Source organism: Dokdonia sp. R78006 (assembly GCF_042466145.1).
Taxonomy (GTDB): domain Bacteria; phylum Bacteroidota; class Bacteroidia; order Flavobacteriales; family Flavobacteriaceae; genus Dokdonia.
Map to the genome: position 1 here is coordinate 3,109,166 of NZ_JAXHBU010000001.1, position 18,158 is coordinate 3,127,323.

Annotated in this window: 12 protein-coding genes; 8 read left to right on the forward strand and 4 right to left on the reverse strand. The window is 38.0% G+C overall.

All coding sequences use genetic code 11. The features are described from left to right. Nucleotides 1-262 precede the first annotated feature (262 nt). Genes thrA through SJY37_RS13855 form a run of 4 tightly spaced genes read left to right on the forward strand, consistent with a single transcriptional unit; the run spans nucleotide 263 to nucleotide 7,001 of the window. Nucleotides 263-2,698, forward strand: coding sequence for a bifunctional aspartate kinase/homoserine dehydrogenase I (gene thrA / locus SJY37_RS13840; protein ID WP_379953231.1), 2,436 nt, complete (start codon nucleotides 263-265; stop codon nucleotides 2,696-2,698). Between the two features lie 7 nt (nucleotides 2,699-2,705). Beyond that, nucleotides 2,706-3,677, forward strand: coding sequence for a homoserine kinase (locus SJY37_RS13845; protein ID WP_379953232.1), 972 nt, complete (start codon nucleotides 2,706-2,708; stop codon nucleotides 3,675-3,677). A 59-nt stretch (nucleotides 3,678-3,736) separates the two neighbouring features. After that, nucleotides 3,737-5,344, forward strand: a complete 1,608-nt coding sequence (locus SJY37_RS13850) for a fibronectin type III domain-containing protein (protein WP_379953233.1) — start codon at nucleotides 3,737-3,739, stop codon at nucleotides 5,342-5,344. Continuing rightward, complete coding sequence (locus SJY37_RS13855; protein WP_379953234.1) at nucleotides 5,325-7,001, forward strand: fibronectin type III domain-containing protein; 1,677 nt, start codon at nucleotides 5,325-5,327, stop codon at nucleotides 6,999-7,001. The genes SJY37_RS13850 and SJY37_RS13855 overlap by 20 nt, the downstream gene beginning before the upstream one ends. Nucleotides 7,002-7,234: 233 nt before the next feature. On the opposite strand, the gene SJY37_RS13860 is transcribed toward SJY37_RS13855, so the two are convergent. The 3 genes from SJY37_RS13860 to SJY37_RS13870 all read right to left on the reverse strand — a co-directional run bounded on the left by SJY37_RS13860 (nucleotide 7,235) and on the right by SJY37_RS13870 (nucleotide 12,666). Further along, nucleotides 7,235-8,524, reverse strand: a complete 1,290-nt coding sequence (locus tag SJY37_RS13860; protein WP_339848958.1) for an amidohydrolase family protein — start codon at nucleotides 8,522-8,524, stop codon at nucleotides 7,235-7,237. 1 nt (nucleotide 8,525) lies between these two features. Then, nucleotides 8,526-11,486, reverse strand: a complete 2,961-nt coding sequence (locus SJY37_RS13865; RefSeq protein ID WP_379953235.1) for an amidohydrolase family protein — start codon at nucleotides 11,484-11,486, stop codon at nucleotides 8,526-8,528. Nucleotides 11,487-11,568: 82 nt separating this feature from the next. Continuing rightward, nucleotides 11,569-12,666, reverse strand: coding sequence for a DUF3810 domain-containing protein (locus SJY37_RS13870; protein ID WP_379953236.1), 1,098 nt, complete (start codon nucleotides 12,664-12,666; stop codon nucleotides 11,569-11,571). Nucleotides 12,667-13,520: 854 nt separating this feature from the next. On the opposite strand from SJY37_RS13870, the gene SJY37_RS13875 reads away from it, so the two are divergent. The 4 genes from SJY37_RS13875 to SJY37_RS13890 all read left to right on the forward strand — a co-directional run bounded on the left by SJY37_RS13875 (nucleotide 13,521) and on the right by SJY37_RS13890 (nucleotide 17,280). Beyond that, nucleotides 13,521-15,122, forward strand: a complete 1,602-nt coding sequence (locus SJY37_RS13875) for an FMN-binding glutamate synthase family protein (RefSeq protein ID WP_298327761.1) — start codon at nucleotides 13,521-13,523, stop codon at nucleotides 15,120-15,122. A 373-nt stretch (nucleotides 15,123-15,495) separates the two neighbouring features. Beyond that, entirely contained in the window at nucleotides 15,496-16,029 is a 534-nt protein-coding gene (locus SJY37_RS13880) for a hypothetical protein (protein WP_298327757.1), read from the forward strand. Nucleotides 16,030-16,045: 16 nt separating this feature from the next. Beyond that, nucleotides 16,046-16,480: a hypothetical protein gene (locus SJY37_RS13885; RefSeq protein WP_379953237.1), complete on the forward strand. Its 435-nt coding sequence runs from the start codon at nucleotides 16,046-16,048 to the stop codon at nucleotides 16,478-16,480. Nucleotides 16,481-16,812: 332 nt separating this feature from the next. Next, entirely contained in the window at nucleotides 16,813-17,280 is a 468-nt protein-coding gene (locus tag SJY37_RS13890) for a hypothetical protein (RefSeq protein ID WP_298327752.1), read from the forward strand. 150 nt (nucleotides 17,281-17,430) lie between these two features. Here the strand turns inward: SJY37_RS13890 and SJY37_RS13895 are convergent, their stop codons facing one another. Then, the gene (locus SJY37_RS13895; protein WP_298327749.1) at nucleotides 17,431-18,027 is read right to left on the reverse strand and encodes a DUF6642 family protein; all 597 of its coding nucleotides are present in this window, start codon (nucleotides 18,025-18,027) and stop codon (nucleotides 17,431-17,433) included. Nucleotides 18,028-18,158: the final 131 nt, after the last annotated feature.

Here is an 18,158-nt window from a genome sequence, read left to right on the forward strand (position 1 = left end):
TATCCTCAAAACTCAGAACTACATCTTGCCTCCTTAGGTAAATGTACTACATTTAACATATCAGAAACAAGATGAGAACAACACAATACACTTCGATTTTCTTGACTACCACTATTACTATTGGTACGATTACCCCGTTGGGGTTATAGTCGTACATATTATCTATCTATTACTTGCGCGAGCAAGGATCTCTTCCACACACACAAATTAATTAGTTTATTCATACCATTTTCGCTTTCGCGAAAATGTAAAATTGCATACTATGCGCGTATTAAAATTTGGAGGCACTTCTGTGGGGAGTGTTAAAAACATAGAAAAAGTAATTGCCATTGTAAATAACCAAGCTGCTTCACATCCAGTAGCTGTTGTTGTTTCGGCAGTGGGTGGAATTACAGATTTATTGCTAAAAGCCGGAACGCTTGCTGCTCAAAAAGACGAAACCTATAAGGATGTATTTTTAGAAATACACCAAAAACACACGGCTTTTGCAAAAGCACTTACCGAAGGTGATGCTATAGTAATGGCAGATATAAGTGCGCTTATGTCGCACCTAGACGACTTACTCAAAGGTATTTTCTTAATCAACGAGCTTTCACCTAAAACACTAGACAAACTCGCTGCTTTTGGAGAGCTTACCAGCAGCCGTATCATAACGGCAGCATTCAACCATCAAGGGATTGAAGCCACATTAAAAGATAGTAGACAACTTATCATTACCGATGGCAATCATACAAAAGCCAGTGTGTTGTATGATCGCACTAATGAAAATATCAAAGATTTTTTCGCGAAAGCGTCACAAAACATAACCATCCTAGGAGGATTTATTGCGAGCACAGCTACAGGAGAAACAAGTACACTAGGTCGTGGTGGCTCAGACTTTACTGCGGCTATAATTGCAGCTGCGCTGGAGGTAGACCAACTAGAAATATGGACAGATGTGAGTGGGATGTTCTCTGCAAACCCGAAGCTTGTAAAACAAGCAAAACCTATACGGGACATATCATATCACGAGGCGATGGAGTTATCGCATTTTGGAGCAAAGGTGCTCTACCCTCCTACTATTGTGCCTGCGCTTAGTAAAAATATTCCTATTTATATCAAAAATACGATGGCTCCAGATGAAGCTGGAACTCGTATAGGACAGCAAGAAGGGAGCAATGGAAACCCTATTAAGGGAATCTCTCATATAAGTGATGTTGCACTACTCACGCTGGAAGGCGCAGGAATGGTGGGAACTTCTGGAATTTCAAAACGCCTTTTTGAAGTACTCTCTTTACAGCAGATTAACGTAATATTAATTACTCAGGCTTCTAGCGAACATAGTATATGTATCGGTGTGATGGAGGCAGATGCATTGCGTGCAAAAACAGCAATAGAAACAGAGTTTGCTTACGAGCTATCGCTACGTAAGATTGACCCGGTAATTGTTGAGACGTCTCTTGCAATAATCGCACTCGTAGGAGAATCTATGAAAAGTCATCAAGGGATATCTGGTAAAATGTTCTCCACACTTGGTAAAAACAACGTAAATATACGCGCCATTGCACAAGGAGCGAGTGAGAAAAATATCTCTGCCGTAATTGCCGAAAAGGATGTAAAGAAAGCGCTTAACAGCTTGCATGAAGTTTTCTTTGAAGGAAACAGAAAGCAAATTAACCTCTTCATTACAGGTGTAGGAAATGTGGGAGCAAAACTTCTAGATCAAATTAACAGTCAGAAAAAATATCTCAAAGACCATCTTAACCTTAATATAAGAGTACTAGGACTTTCTAATAGTAGAATGATGCTCGTCTCAGAACAAGCTATTGATTTAGATAATTGGGAAGAAGCGCTTGCTCAAGGTGAGAAGGCAGATATTGTACGCTTTCGCGAAAACGTAATTGCTCTCAACCAGCGCAACTCAGTTTTTGTAGATATTACGGCAAATGAACCCGTAGCGATGGCATATGAAGAATACTTGCGAAATAGCATCGCAGTGGTTGCATGTAATAAAATTGCTGCCGCTGGAAAACAAGAATACTATGCAAATCTTAAACGATTGAGTAGAAAATATAATGCTCCCTTTAAGTTTGAAACCAACGTAGGTGCTGGTTTACCTATAATAGATACCTTACAGAACCTTATCGCGTCTGGTGATAGCATTACTAAAGTACAAGCTGTGCTTTCTGGAAGTTTAAACTTTGTTTTTAATAACTTTAAAAGTGGTGATAGCTTTTATGATGTGGTACAACAAGCCAAAGAGGAGGGCTATACAGAGCCAGATCCTCGTATTGATTTGAGTGGTGTAGATGTAGCTCGTAAAATCCTAATACTCGCAAGAGAAAGCGGACTTGAATTAGAACTAGAAGATATTGTGAACACACCATTTCTTACAGCAAATAACCTAGAAAGCACAGACGTTCCTCACTTCTTTGAAACACTTAAAGAAGATGCAGCACACTTTGAAAAACTAGTTGCCGATGCTACAGCAGCAGGTAAACGCCTTAAATATGTAGCACAGTTAGATAATGGTAAAGCTAGTGTAGGCTTACAGTCTGTAGGTGCAGACAGTCCGTTTTACAATCTTGAAGGTTCTGACAATATTGTTTTATTTTACACAGCACGCTACCCAGAGCAGCCGCTCATTGTAAAAGGTGCAGGTGCAGGTGGTGATGTTACCGCCAGCGGACTCTTTAGCGATATCATAAGACTTAGATAATAATTATATGTCTCAAGAAATACATAAAAAAGCCACGGTACAAAGCCTTGATAATCCTACTGAGATACGCGTATTTTGTCCCGCTACAGTGGCAAATGTAAACTGTGGTTTTGATTCGCTAGGCTTTGCCCTCGAAGGTATAGGTGATGAGATGGTTTTTAGAAAAACCGAAGGTCGCGGAGTAACGATTACAGAAATCACAGGTGATACACTCCCTATGGAAGCTCATAATAATGTTGCTGGTGTGGCGGGTAATGCCATGCTAGAAGGCATTAACGCCAACTTTGGAGTAGAAATAGAGATTCATAAAAAAATACGCTCCGGTTCTGGAATAGGTAGCAGCAGTGCTAGCGCAGCAGGAGCTGTGTATGGTATTAATCAGTTTTTAGAAAAGCCATTATCTAATCTTGAACTCACGTGCTACGCTATGAAAGGCGAAGCACTAGCAAGTGGTAATGAGCATGCAGATAATGTGGCGCCTTGCATTTATGGAGGCACCACGCTAGTAACTGGCTACAACCCATTTAAGGTAATAGCGTTACCTCCCATGGATACGGTTTTCGTCGGGATTTTACATCCTCATATTACTATCAAAACTAAAGAAGCGAGGGAGATTTTACCCACACACGTGCCTCTCAAGGATGCCATTGCACAATCGCAACATCTGGCAGGCTTTGTTGCCTCGCTCTATGAATGGGATAAGGAATTATTTAAGGAAAGTATCAAGGATGTACTCGTAGAGCCACATCGCAAGCAATTGATCCCGCATTTTGATGAGATTAAAGCGATTTCTCAGCAGAATGGATGCATAGCCTTTGGTATTTCTGGCAGCGGACCTAGTATGTTTTGTCTCGCTTTCGCGAAAGCGGACATAAGTCAATACCTATCTGAAAGTACCGCACTTTATGAACGTAATGGACTTCAAGTAGACAGCTACTCCAGCCGAATTTCTGGTGAAGGTTGTCAAGTTATTGATTGATTTAATAAAAATTGAGATAAAGAAAGCTATTTGCTTATTTTTAGCAAAAAATTGTGATAATGACAAGTCCCCTCGTGAAAATTGAAAATATTTTTTTTAGTCTCATCCTTCTATTACTAAGTATTTCTTGCTCCACAGATTCATCTTCTGAAGATGAGATAACTCAAGAAAACTTACAGCCGTCTACTTTTGAGATTTCTATAACTGACGACTCATATCTAACAGCTACCATATCTTGGAGTCAATCATTTGATCCAGAAAATGGCTCGGTTCTGTATAATGTTATTATTGATGATACTGTAGTTGCGCAAGGTCTTTCAGACAGAGTTTTTAATTTTGAAAACTTAGTTCCGTCCACTAGTTACAGTATTAATGTAGTGGCCTACGATTCTGAATTAAGCGAAAGGCTACAATCAATTACATTAACTACAACAGGCAACTCATCTCCGCTTCCTTTTGAAATATTAGACATTGAGGTTTCTAATGTTTCTGCATCTATTTTTTGGGAAGATGCAATAGATCCTGAGAATGATACCGTTTTATATAATCTAGTCTTAGAGGGTAACACAGTTATAGAAGGTCTCTCAAATACCTTTCACACCATTGAAAATTTACAGCCAAATCAATTATATGAAGGATTAATAGTTGCTGTAGATTCTGAAGGTAATGCTACAGAGATTAATTTTACATTTACTACTCCAGACGGAATTTTTAATGGAGATGTAAGCTTTTATAATCAAGAAGACCTCGTTTCATTTGCTAATGCAGGTTGGATAGGCATTAACGGTAATTTAAGCCTCGGTTCTCCAGGAACTACTACAATTATAACAGACTTATCACCTCTCGGCGCAATAGAAAACATACAAGGAAATGTTTCCATTTGGTCTGTCGAGGGACTTAGTACTATTGACGGTTTTTCTCCCCAAACAATAGGAGGTAGTTTAAGAATAGAGTCTAATCCTAACCTTGAAACTATACAAGGATTCTCAACGTTAACACTAGTTACAAATAATGTGGTTATTAAAGCAAACCCCGTGTTAATTACTATAAATTCTTTCGAAAATGTAACGATTATTGGTGGCCCCATACTTATCGACAACAATTTTATTTTAAGTGAAATTTCTGCATTTAATAACTTAACATCGGTAAACTCTATAAGAATTGAGCTCAACTCTGAACTTCTAGCGATCACAGGGTTTAGTAATTTAGTTTCTCTAGAGAATACGGTTACCATTTCTGATTCCCCAAATTTAAGTAGTATAACTGCATTTACTCAGTTAGAAAGCAGTGGTGATTTGACCTTAATAAATTTAGGCATTGAACATGTAGACAGCTTTAACATGCTTAAAACGGTGCGCGAACAACTTTTTATAGGTGAGTGTTCCAATCTTATTGATATTACAGGGCTTTCTAATTTTGAAAGTGTAACTTTTGAAGGCTTTGGAAGCTTTGTTATTTCCAATAATGAGGAATTATCAACTCTAAATGGTCTTGAAAGTTTAATTGAAGTAGCAGGTTTTTTATCTATAAATGAAAACCCCCAACTCAGTAATTTTTGTGCTCTTGAGAATTTACTTAATACAGATACACCCTCAAACTTTGATATATACCAGAATTTATTTAATCCAACCATACAAGATATTTTAGATGGAAATTGTACAAACTAAAAGATATTTTTTAATACTATTAGTCGCCATATTAATCGTAAACTGCGGAACTGATGATAGTAATGTTAATCTAAATGAATCGCCTACTGCCTTTACTGTAGATGTAAGTCAAATCACAGATACTAGCGCAAAACTTAATTGGACTGCGTCAACAGATTCTGAAGGAAGTACTATTTTTTATGATGTTTTTTTAGAAGGGGCAAAAGTTGTAGATAATATTACGGACAGACAATTTATTATTGAAAACCTAGAGGCTAGCATTTCCTATAGCGGAAGTGTTGTCGCGTCAAATCCAACAGGTAACGAAACAAGTAGTTCCTTCTCTTTTGAAACGGAAAGCACCCCTGCTCCCTCTCAATTTACAGTTTCGGTTATTAATACAGATCCTTACAGTGCGCAGATAAGTTGGACGGAATCTGTAGATCCCAACGGTCAAGAAATCCACTACAACGTCTATCTCGGTAACGAAATTGTTGAAAGTGGCACTAGTAATCTAAGCTATTTCTTTAACGAACTTAGCGGTATAACAGGATATTCAGGTTTTATAGAAGCAATAAATACCGATGGCTTAACTACGATTTCCGATTTTTCTTTTCAAACAGGATCAAAAGTTCTAAATGATGACGTACAACTTAATAATCAACAGGAAGTGAATTCCTTTGCAGAAGAAGGAATTAATGTCATAAACGGAAGAATGCTAATAGGCAATAACTTTGGCGGTATTTCTGATGTCTCTGATATTTCTAATGTATCAGCATTGGTAGAAGTAACAGGTGATCTTTTGATAAAAGGAACGCAGCTTGAGAATCTTTTTGGGCTTGAAAATATAGAATTGTCGGGTAATTTTTCTGTTTTAGAGTTAACTAATAACATTGCCTTAACAGAAACTTCTGGTTTAGAAAATATCCTTAGAGCACACCGATTAATTATCAGTCAAAATCCCGTTCTTACTGATATTACCTCACTCGCCTCTATAAACACGATAGATCAAGATATCTTTATGGTCCTTAATGAAACTCTCACTTCACTGAACGGATTACAAAATATCACCTCTGTAAATGAAATTGAAATCACCTCACACGACAACCTAACAAGTCTCAATGGTTTTCCTTCTGATTCATCGATGAGTAGTGTAAGTATAAGTAATAACAATTCATTAACGAATCTATCGGGGATCTCTACGCTCATTTCAATTAGCGGCCTTTTCAACGTTCACAATAATGATTCTTTAACCACTTTAGAAGGAATTCAAGTATCCAATACTGGAACACTCCGTATTACGAATCACAGTAGTTTGATTGATATAACGTCTATGTCATCCCTTTTAACAGTTTCTAACGATGTAGCAATTGCAAATAACACCATGCTTCCATCTCTTGAAGGGTTAGAAAACTTCGTATATACATCTAACTCTGCCAATTTTCATTCATTGGCTATTGTAGATAATGAAGCCATAACTAATCTTGACCCTTTAATTGGAGGAACGTTTTCTAGAGGAAACGTCAATATTAGATCCAATGGCTTACTATCAAATTTGTGCGGTATTGAGCCGCTAATTAACAATATTGTCGAATTTGTAAACGGAAGCAATTTTGCAGCGCTAAATGCATATAATCCTAACCTAAATGATATGGCAAATGGTGATTGCGCTTTATAATAATTTTCACTCAACGCTAAAATCAATCTCGCTTTCGCGAAAGCGGACATAGATAAATACCTATCGGAAAGTACCGCACTTTATGAATGTAATGGACTTCAAGTAGACAGCTACTCCAGCCGAATTTCTGGTGAAGGTTGTAAAGTTATTAAATAGCCGTTACTAATTTACTACAAAACAAAAGCCCGAGCAATTGCTCGGGCTTTACTAATTAATATAACTAAGATTAAGGATTACTCCTTCTGTCCGTACTTCTCTGCATAACGCTTTGCAAGCTTGGTCTGGTGAGACTCTAAACTTATATCACGTCCTTGGATAAATGCTCTCGAAAGGATATTTCCTCTCATGTCTAGTGCATTTCCTTCGCTTATAAAAAGTGTTGCATCTTTTCCTACTTCAAGTGTCCCAACAGTATTTGAAACTCCCATTATCTTTGCAGGATTCATTGTAATCATTTTAAGTGCATCTTCATCACTCATACCAAATTGAGTAACTTGTCCCGCATAAAAAGGAAGATTACGTACTTGCCAGTACTCTGAGTCATATCCTAACGCAACTGTAACACCAGCGTCTGTAAGAAGCTTAGGTAACTTATATGGTAAGTCATAATCATGATCCTCCATAGAAGGTAGTTCTTGTACACGTTGTAAAATTACTGGCATATTTGCGGCTACAAGTTCTGCAGTTACTTTGTAAGACTGGTATCCGCCTACAAGCACAACGTTTGTGAGATTCATCTCCTTTGCAAAAGCAATCACATCAAGTATTTGCTTCTGATCATTTGCTGAAACATATACATTTTGAGTTCCATCAAAAACACCACGCATCGCTTCAAAAGGAAGGTTTTTTGAGGTGTTCCCTTTTCCATAAGCTCGTGAGTTTTTGAAAAAGGTTTTGATTTCGTTTACATCTTTACTGTAATCCTTGTTTGGTTTATAACCTGGCTCCTCACCTAACCACCAGCGACCACGGCGCATCGTGCGAGGCCATTCCATAAAGATACCTTCGTCTGTTTTATAAGCAGCATCTTCCCAGTTCCAGGCATCAAGCTGTACGAGAGAAGAAGATCCAGAGATGGTGCCTCCCACAGGGCGAATTTGCGCCATAAGCACGCCATTCGGTCTCATGCTCTCTACCACTTTAGATTCTGCATTGTAAGCGATAATACCACGTACATGAGGAATTAATTCTCCTATCTCATCATCGTCATTAGATTGTCTCACGGCTGCTGCTTCTACAAGACCTAATGTGGTGTTTGTTGCAATAAAACCAGGATACACATGCTTTCCAGTAGCATTAATGACTTCGCCTTTAGTGGCTGTTCCTCCGCTTTGAATCGTGCTTATTTTACCGTTTTCAAAAACGATAGTGGCGTTTTCTACTACGGTTCCGTTACCTACGTGAGCGGTTGCTCCTGTAATAGTGTAGGCAGCAGCTTGCGCTGAGGCCGGTGTTTGTTGTGCGCTTGCAGTTGCTCCTAAAAGGAAAACAACGGCTACTAATAGTTGTTGTAGTGTTTTCATCTTAGTAAAGTGTTTGTTCTGTATCACAATGCATACGTTGTTTTTCTTTCTTTTTGGCAGGTTGCGTCTGTAAGCCTTTATTCTTTTCTGCAAGCATCATTGCAGTAAGTTGTGCTTTCTCGCGCTGTACTGTCTTACGAAGTTCTTCGTCTTTTTTCATATCAAAAAATACTTTCCCTTCAATAATCGTTTTCTCTGCTCTCGCTTTAATACTAAGTGGATGATCTGTCCATATTACAACATCTCCATCTTTACCAGGCTTTAAACTACCTGCGCGATCATCCATGTGTAATAGTTTTGCTGGGTTAAGAGTTACCATTTTCCATGCATCCTCTTCAGAAATACCACCGTACTTATGAATTTTTGCAGCTTCTTGATTAAGACGTCTTGACATCTCACCATCATCTGAGTTGATAGCAACGGTTACTCCTGCTCTGTGCATGATGGCTGCATTGTAAGGAATAGCATCATTTACCTCATATTTATAAGCCCACCAGTCTGAGAATGTTGATCCTCCTACACCGTGTTCGGCCATTTTATCTGCAACTTTATATCCTTCAAGTATGTGTGTGAATGTATTGATATGAAAACCAAACTGCTCTGCCACTTTCATGGTCATGTTAATTTCACTTTGCACATAAGAGTGACAAGAAATTAAACGATCCATATTAAGGATGTCTACAATAGTTTCCATCTCCTCATCCATGCGATAAGGTTGACCGCTCTTTTTCTTTGCTTCGTATTCTTTTCCTCTTGTAAAGTAGTCCACAAATACTTGCTCTACTCCCATTCTCGTTTGTGGGAATCTTGAGAAGCTATTCCAGTTTGCTTGCTTTACGTTTTCACCCAAAGCAAATTTGATAAACTTCTTATCTGCAATTACCATCTCATCGATAGGTGCTCCCCATTTTAATTTCATTACTGCGCTCTGTCCTCCAATAGGATTTGCAGATCCGTGTAATAATTGAATAGCTGTAACTCCACCAGCAAGATTGCGGTAAATATCAGAATCGTCTGGGTTAACTACATCACTCATGCGAACCTCTGCCGTAGAGTTGTGACCAGACTCGTTGATTGCAAAAGCCGCAATGTGAGAGTGCTCATCTATAATACCAGAAGTAACATGCTTACCAGTACCATCTACTACCATAGTACCACGAGCAGAAAGATTTTTACCTACTGCGCTGATTTTTCCATCTTTTATTAAAACATCTGTGTTTTCAAGAATACCTTCTGCTTCATTTGTCCACACAGTGGCATTTGTGATTAGGATATCTTTTTGAGTTGGTCTTGTCTCATAACCAAAAGCCATATTAGGAAAGGTAAGTGGCATTACCGTAAGAGGTTTGTCCTCTTCTTTCTTATCGTCCTTATCTTTACTTGCGTCTAGTGCTTTCTTAGTAGAAATAAAGTTCGTTTCAGAACCATCTGCAAGAATTGCTTTGCCGCTTAGACCATCTGCAGATGCTCTTGCTACAAGACGTACAAATTTTCCTTCGCTTTGAGGGAACGTTACTGTTACCCATTCATCCTTATAAGAAAACTCACTTTTTACATCTTCTGTTCCCTTTTTAAGAGATGCTTTTGCTTTTTCTAGCGCGTTTTTAATCTCTAGCTCATAAGTAGCTCCACTAATATTCATTGTATAAACACCGTCAATATTAACTGTGTTCATATCCTTGATTACTGTTTTGTTACCTTGAATCCAGTGCTCATAAAGCTCTGTGTCTTTTTCAAATACTTCTCCAGAAGTAATCATGAAGTTTGCCCAAGCTCCTGTTTTAAGAACTCCTAGCTGTCCGCTCTTTCCAATCATTGTTGCTGGAATAGTAGTAAGTGCTTCTAACGCTCTTTCTTTAGACAGACCATACTTAATTGCCTTCATCAAGTGGTCTTTAAAATCTTTTGGAGATTTATGTGAGAATGTAGTAAGTGCAAATGTTACTCCTGCATCTTGTAATGCTTTAGGATTTGTAGGTGCTTGATTCCAATGTTTCATATCAGAAAGCGCTACATATTCGGCAGCGTATGGATTTTCCATATCGTAGGCATCTGGAAATTTAAGTGGGAGAATCATCTTACGATTCATCGCCTTAACTTCTCCGATACGCTTATACTCATCACCACCGGCAACGATTACATAATCGATACCAAACTGGTCACCTAGTTTATCAATACGAAGGTCATCATATAAGCCATCACCTTCAAAAAACTGCGGAAGCCCTTTGTTTCGCGAAAGCGCCTCTAAAGAAAGATCCTTAGTGTCTATATTTCCTTTCTCATACCAGTCTAAATCGTGTTGTAACTGGCGTAATAATGCTGTTGCACCCATCTTAGACGATGGGTATGACTGGCGTGAGGTTACACTCTTATCAAATGAGAAATACTGACCAAGGCGATCTTCTATCACGCGGTTTGCAGTATTTCCATCATTATTAAGTGCGATAAGCGCTCCTGTACCACGTGCAATACCATCGTGTTGATGTGTTGCAACTACGCCAAAACCAGCCTCAAGATATTCGGATGCTTTTTTTGAATCGTACTTAAAATCTTGATAGCCATCTTGCTCAGATAAGATATGGTCATTCCAGTAAGCTCCCTCGCGAGAGTTATCATATTGTGAAGCACGTCCAGATCCTCCTGCACGCTTAGGCTTATCGATACCAAAATTAGTATAGATGTCTACAAATGATGGATAGACATGTTTACCATTAAGATCTACAACAATAGCATTTTGTGCATATGATGAAGATTTGCCTACAGAGACCACTTTTCCATCTTGCACTACAAGTGTTCCATTTTTAATGGTTTCTGTGGGAGTTGTGTGGATGGTGGCGTTTGTAAACACCGTGTAATTTTGGTTTTTGGACTTGACTCCAGCGTTTGCTGGAAAGTAATCTTGCCCATACATCGTAAATGAGCAGCTTACTAGCCCAAAGACAAGTAATTTTTTAAAGAACATAGGTTGAAAGTTTAGATCCTAAAGATAGCCACCGCGTTAACGTTCTATTAAGGTTTAGGAAACTTTTAAGAGACTTTTAACATCAGAATGTATCTGGAAAACGCTGATCATAGTTAACCAAGAGTGCTACCATATAACTATAGCTCTTTAATCCACCTGGTTGATTATTTGCCTTTAAGTAATTGCTGTAAAACAGATCAAACAGTGGTTCCAGCGGATTATCCATCGCATCCCAGAAATCTCTAGAGTCTTGATAGTTCACTAAAATACCTGGATTAAGACGTGCTTTCAAGTCTTCTCCTAATTCCTTGTCTCGGCTGTACACATCATTCAAGGCATAGCGTAAAGCAAAAATACTCCCTGAATATTGAAAATATAAATCCTCATTATTAAGTGTTGCCATTACCGCAATAAAGTTGGCTTCATTTTCCTTTGCAAAACCGAGCTGATGTGCTTGCTCATGTGAAGAAATCACTGGCCATCGATGAGCTGGCACCATCCCATTAACTTGCGCCTCATTAGTAATAGGGTTGAGATAACCGCTATACCCCATTATAGACAGAGGGTATCGCAATAGCGAATTCTTAATACTCTTAGGTGGGTAACTAAGTTTTGGAAACTGAGTTTTAAGCGTCTCGTAACCATTAAGCGTTCCGTTGAAAATTTCTTGCAAACAAGCATTTTCACCTTCTATTTTGTCACAATAAACAACGCGACTGTTTTTATCCTCGGCGAGCTGATTGTGGAGGTTATTGCTATTTTCAATAAGCTTCTCAGTAAGTTGTACAAGCTCTTCGGTGGTGTACTCATTATCTATTCCTAAGGATTCGTGCAATGGAAGCCTGTTATAATTCATTCCCCAAAGTAAGTTAAACGCTCCATACACTATCGAAGTAATGGCTAGTGCCTTGAAAAGAAAGGTTTTAAATCCTCTAAACTTGTTTTTAATGAGTAGTACAATTTCGCGCAAAGCGAGCACAATAAGCACCGCATACATGATATCACCAAATGAAAACGGCAGCCAGCCAAAAGCACATCGAGACGCCTTTGAAATGAGAGGATACAATCCGTTGCTATAATACGTCTCCACCAGTTGCGGGTAACTCGCCAGCCAGCGAACCAAGACCATCTGCGGAATGAGAAGTAAGCCAATAATTAATAAGGTTTTATGTTTTTTCAATGTAGATGTGCTCTTTATAGTCTTCCGTAAATTTATGATAAGTTATTTGATTTGTGAGGGTGTGAGTGGTTTGATGTGATGTGGTGTGCTCTTTATAGTCTTCCGTAAATTTATGATAAGTTATTTGATTTGTGAGGGTGTGAGTGGTTTGATGTGATGTGGTGTGCTCACTCGAACTCAAAAACATCTCCCCTAGCCCCTCTTCGAAGAGGGGAACTATAGAAGTTATTTTTGCGCAGCAAAAAAACCTAAACCCCACAACAGTGTCCCTCTTTGAAGAGGGAGTCAGGGAGATGTAACTCATAACGGATAAAAATGGCTCACTCGAACCCAAAAACATCTCCCCTAGCCCCTCTTCCAAGAGGGGAACTAAAGAAGTTCTTTTTGCACAGCAAAAAAAAACTTAAACCACAACAGTGTCCTCTTTGAAGAGAGAGTCAGGGAGATGTAACAAATAAGATATGCTCACTCAAACCCAAAACATCTCCCCTAGCCCCTCTTCTAAGAGGGGTACTATAGAAGTCTTTTTTGCACAGCAAAAAAAACTTAAACCACAACAGTGTCCCTCTTTGAAGAGGGAGTCAGGGAGATGTAACACGTAACACATAAAAATGGCTAACTCGAACCCAAAAACATCTCCCCTAACCCCTCTTCTAAGAGGGGAATTGAAAAAGTTATTTTTGCTCAGCAAAAAAACTTAAAAACACAACAGTGTCCCTCTTTAAAGAGGGGGCCAGGGAGATGTAACGCATAGTGCATCAACCAAAACTTACCTAGAGAAGTAAATAATAAACTTGAAGTAAAATTTCAGACTACGAGATAGTAAATTGTATTTTAGTGCAAAAATTGAATAAATGGAAGGAGTACTCGAGTTTTTAGGTAATATCTCATGGTGGATGTGGTTGATTTTGGTGGTGGTTATTGTCGCTATACGAGATATATTTTTTAACAAAAAACATATCATCACGCGCAACTTCCCAGTTGTGGGGCATTTTAGGTATATGCTTGAAAGTATTGGACCAGAGTTACGCCAGTATATTGTCGCAAATAACCGTGAGGAACTTCCTTTTAATCGTATAGAGCGCGGGTGGATTTATGCCTCTGCAAAAAATGAAAATAACTATGAAGGTTTTGGGACCGACCGTGATATCAATCAGTCGCATTATATCTTTATTAATAATGCCATGATGCCATATAAGGTAGAAGAAAATCACCCCAATGCAAAAGACCCTTACTTCCTTGCTTGCGCAAAAGTTATGGGTGCTGGTAGAAGAGCGCGCCCTTACAGACCTAGTTCTATTATTAACGTGAGTGCTATGAGTTTTGGTAGCCTTTCGGCGAAAGCTGTAGAGTCCTTAAACCGCGGATGTGCAAAAGCATACGCATATCACAATACTGGTGAGGGCGGACTCTCACCCTACCATAAAAAAGGCGGTGATGTGGTGTTTCACTTTGGAACTGGATATTTTGGAGTGCGCACCGAAGATGGCGGATTCTCAATGCCAAAAATGAAAAAACTTGTGGATGAAAATCCTCAAGTACGCGCCATAGAAGTAAAACTCTCACAAGGAGCCAAACCTGGAAAAGGAGGCGTACTCCCAGGATCAAAAATCACTAAGGAAATTGCCGAAATACGCGGTGTAGATGTGGGCAAAGATGTACTCTCTCCTCCTAACCATAAGGCATTTTCTAATGTGCCAGAATTGGTTGACTTTGTAGAAAGTATTGCTCATGAAACAGGACTCCCAGTAGGAATTAAAGCCGCCATAGGAAAACTGGATGCGTGGCGCGAACTAGCAAAAATTATGGCAACCACCGGTAAAGGACCAGATTTTATTACCATAGATGGTGGTGAAGGTGGTACAGGTGCTGCCCCACCAAGTTTTGCAGATCATGTGGCGCTACCTTGGGTATATGGATTTTCAGATATTTATAAGATTTTTAAGGAATACCAGCTCACAGAGCGCGTGGTATTTATAGGTTCCGGAAAGTTAGGCTTCCCGGCTAAAGCCGCCATGGCTTTTGCGATGGGTGTAGACTGTATCAATGTAGCCCGTGAGGCGATGCTTGCCGTGGGTTGTATACAAGCAAAGGTGTGCCACAACAACACCTGCCCTTCTGGTGTTGCGACTCAAAATAAGTGGTTACAACGCGGTATAGACATTCCAGATAAGGCTGAACGCACACACTATTACTTTAAAAACTTCAAAAAAGAACTACTAGAAATCACTCGCGCCTGCGGCTATGAGCACCCTTGCCAGCTAACCATGGACGATGTAGATATTAACCTAGGAGATAAAAACCTCACCCAGACCCTAGCAGATGTGTATGGATACAATAAAGTAGCAGTACCCTTCAAAGGAGCCGCTACCCTCATGGCATGTCCAGATCTAGGAGGTAATTATAACAAAGCAACAGTTGCCGAAGAAATTGATATGAAAGACGTGCGTTATTAAACTCTACGCTTTCGCGAAAATGTGAATCCAAATCACATAATTGCATTAAATATCACCATAATACGGATAACCGTATGTAAATAATAAAAAGGAGTTGTATGTTTAACAACTCCTTTTTTGGATTTAAGAAGTGACAGATGTGTTATTTTGACATCTATTGAGATGATGATAAAAGTTAATTTGTAAGAGCTGTGGAAAGAGCAAAAATTAAAAAAGTTCATTTTACAAATAAGCTAGAAAAATAAGATTAAAAATATATCCAGAGGTGACATTTAATTTATTTGTATGGTTTAAAAGTGCCTCAAAAATGGGTAGCCAACAGAATAATTAAAATCGTAAAGTTGACTACAAAACATTGAATGACCTTACACTAATGAAATCACCACCAGATCACTTCTTAAATCAAATTATCGGGCAGGCTGTTGAGAGCGTGTATCAAGTAGATTTCAATGAAAATAGAGACACTCACCTACCATGGCTTCTATTTATAACATTTGAGCGTTTTGATAAATATCTTGAAATTGAAGGCGGTTTTGATGGTGATCACATAAAACTAGATTTGAATGCCTTGTCAGAGCTTAACTCTAGACTTAAAGAAAATGATTTGAAGGACTTTCCCGACTTATGGCAAGTATATGAAGCCAGACAAATTGAAACCATTGGAAAACTAATACATCAATCTATAGTAAAGTGCGAATATGGAATAGATAAAGATGAGGTTATGATAAATGGTAATATAGTAAAAGGACAAAAAGACCTTTTTACATTTATACGCTTTTATTATAATAACAATTTTATCACAGTTGCTGCAGGTAGCGCTGAGCTCTCTATTTTAGATAAAGATCATAACGACTTGCACTTTAATGATACGTTTGATACCTATGTTGCTTATAAACCCTCATCATAAGAACATTTCTAAATATATGGTTAAACAATTATTAATAATATTTGGGATTCTATTCTCCTTAAATTCTTGTGAGCAAAAAGAATCTAGAAAAATTGATGATGGCAGATTAAAAGAAGTTGTGAAAACAATAGTAAAAACGTCAGATTCTATGCCTGTTAAGGTATACTACATTGAAAATGATAGTTTGGTATTTTCTTTAAAATCTGAATTAGAAGAAATTGCACTTAATAAAATATTTGCGATACAGAAAAAGCCAATACAAAATAGACACGTTGATAATTTAGTGGATACTATTTTAACTCGAACATTTGATAAAACAAAAATCACGTCTTATAGAGCAACAGATGAAGAATGGGTTTATTACGCTAAAATTGTGAATTCCGAATTTGAACTGAATGACTTTTTAAAAATTGGAACCAATAAAAATATTCTTGAAAAATCACTTGGATAAGAAATTCTAAATGACACGGTAAAAATTAGAAATTTAGAACAAACGTCTGTTTTCAATTTAATATTTCAATCTAAAGGATTAAAACTAATTAAATATAATGGGTATGTGGATTAAATTCGATGGCCTTAAAATAACTAGTTAGCAATAATCCGAGTTAAACTTAGCTCCTACCATTATCTTGGTTAGAATATTCTAGCATTGGAACTATCAATTAATAATGGGGTTTAATAGTTCATTTTCTTTAGGTTAAACTCTCAATACCGTAACAAAACTGCTGATTTACGTACTAACTAATAACTATGTAAATCTCCAGAACATTATAAATTAAAATCATGTATCCACTATCACTCACCAACCGCATATTATATGGCATTACCGTACTCATATCACTGGTGGTACTTATGGATTTTGCTTTGCCTGGAACTCGGTATTCGGAAGATGTGGTTTCCGTATCTAGAAACAAAGAAAAATATTATAATGCTGGCGGAAACTCGCACAATACGTATCAAGTAGTGACTCCTACTCGTCAGTTTTCGGTTTCAAAAGATGTTGCAACCACTTTGGAGGGTAACCAAATTAATTATGCGCTGTCTTTGCTTTTTAAAGAAGTTAATGCATACAAGCTGGCGACGTCAACTAAGAGCCATCTCTACTCTTTTAGAGTAGTTTCTGGGCTAGTGCTTCCACTGCTTGTTCTTCTTGCTTTAGGCATCAGTTATGGCTTTAAAAAAGACTTAAACATCTTAGTCTTTGTCTTGCAGGTATTAACTGCGGGGAATCTTGTTATGCTATTGCTTTAGTGTGCTTTACAGCGTACTATATTTCGTCAATTATATTGATATCAAGTTTATAACCTGTTCTTATCAATGTGCTGAATTAATGAGAAAATGATGTTGAATTGTCACATTTTCGCGAAAGCGTATTTCATAAAACTCTTCCTAAATTAACGCTTAATAATACAATCTAAAATCAAGTAGCTTACAGAGTTTATAGTGTTTTTGAAACATCTCTTCTACCACTTCTTTAAAGTCTTCATTTTCTTGAAACATATTAAAAAACACTCTATCTATAGTATCTGTGCTCGATAATGTGTTCTTGCTAGATCCATAGCCAGAAATTGCACGAGCACCGGTAATGTCAAGAAAGTATTGCGATTCTTCGTCAGTTAAGTCGAGTGCTTTTTTATTTGAAAAATGGATGATTTTACCTGTCATTCTTCCTTCAAAAATTTCGGCAATTTCCTCAATGCTGTAGTAATAATCATTGAGCATGATATTGTTAGCTTGGCCTGGCATTATAAGGTAAATGAGTTCATAATCTTTAAAATTATGGTCATGATACACCAGCGTGTTTAAACTTTCCTCTAAGCCTTCTATGGTGTCGCACGTCTTATAAATACTAGCAATTCCTTGTTTTAGAGCGATATCTTCGAGTGTTGTTACCACCTCTGTGGCAACTTCTTGATCGACATCTGGAACTGCCTCAAGACAGTAAATAAATTTTTCTGCTGCTACCGAGGGGATAATGCTGGCAAAGGTATCCTTCATATTGCTTATTATTCTTGCACAATCTCCATACTCGACTATAGAGCGCTTTTATAAGAGATTTTATGCTTGTGCTATAGTCTACAAAAATAAAAGAAAACCATCTTAGCAGCTGTTAAAGACTGTCTTAAAAA

Coding starts and splice junctions, on each gene's coding strand:
- SJY37_RS13890 (WP_298327752.1), top strand. CDS start 16,813: ATGTATCCACTATCACTCACCAACCGCATATTATATGGCATTACCGTA.
- SJY37_RS13885 (WP_379953237.1), top strand. CDS start 16,046: ATGGTTAAACAATTATTAATAATATTTGGGATTCTATTCTCCTTAAAT.
- SJY37_RS13865 (WP_379953235.1), bottom strand. CDS start 11,486: ATGTTCTTTAAAAAATTACTTGTCTTTGGGCTAGTAAGCTGCTCATTT.
- SJY37_RS13895 (WP_298327749.1), bottom strand. CDS start 18,027: ATGAAGGATACCTTTGCCAGCATTATCCCCTCGGTAGCAGCAGAAAAA.
- SJY37_RS13875 (WP_298327761.1), top strand. CDS start 13,521: ATGGAAGGAGTACTCGAGTTTTTAGGTAATATCTCATGGTGGATGTGG.
- SJY37_RS13880 (WP_298327757.1), top strand. CDS start 15,496: ATGAAATCACCACCAGATCACTTCTTAAATCAAATTATCGGGCAGGCT.
- SJY37_RS13850 (WP_379953233.1), top strand. CDS start 3,737: ATGACAAGTCCCCTCGTGAAAATTGAAAATATTTTTTTTAGTCTCATC.
- SJY37_RS13845 (WP_379953232.1), top strand. CDS start 2,706: ATGTCTCAAGAAATACATAAAAAAGCCACGGTACAAAGCCTTGATAAT.
- thrA (WP_379953231.1), top strand. CDS start 263: ATGCGCGTATTAAAATTTGGAGGCACTTCTGTGGGGAGTGTTAAAAAC.
- SJY37_RS13860 (WP_339848958.1), bottom strand. CDS start 8,524: ATGAAAACACTACAACAACTATTAGTAGCCGTTGTTTTCCTTTTAGGA.
- SJY37_RS13855 (WP_379953234.1), top strand. CDS start 5,325: ATGGAAATTGTACAAACTAAAAGATATTTTTTAATACTATTAGTCGCC.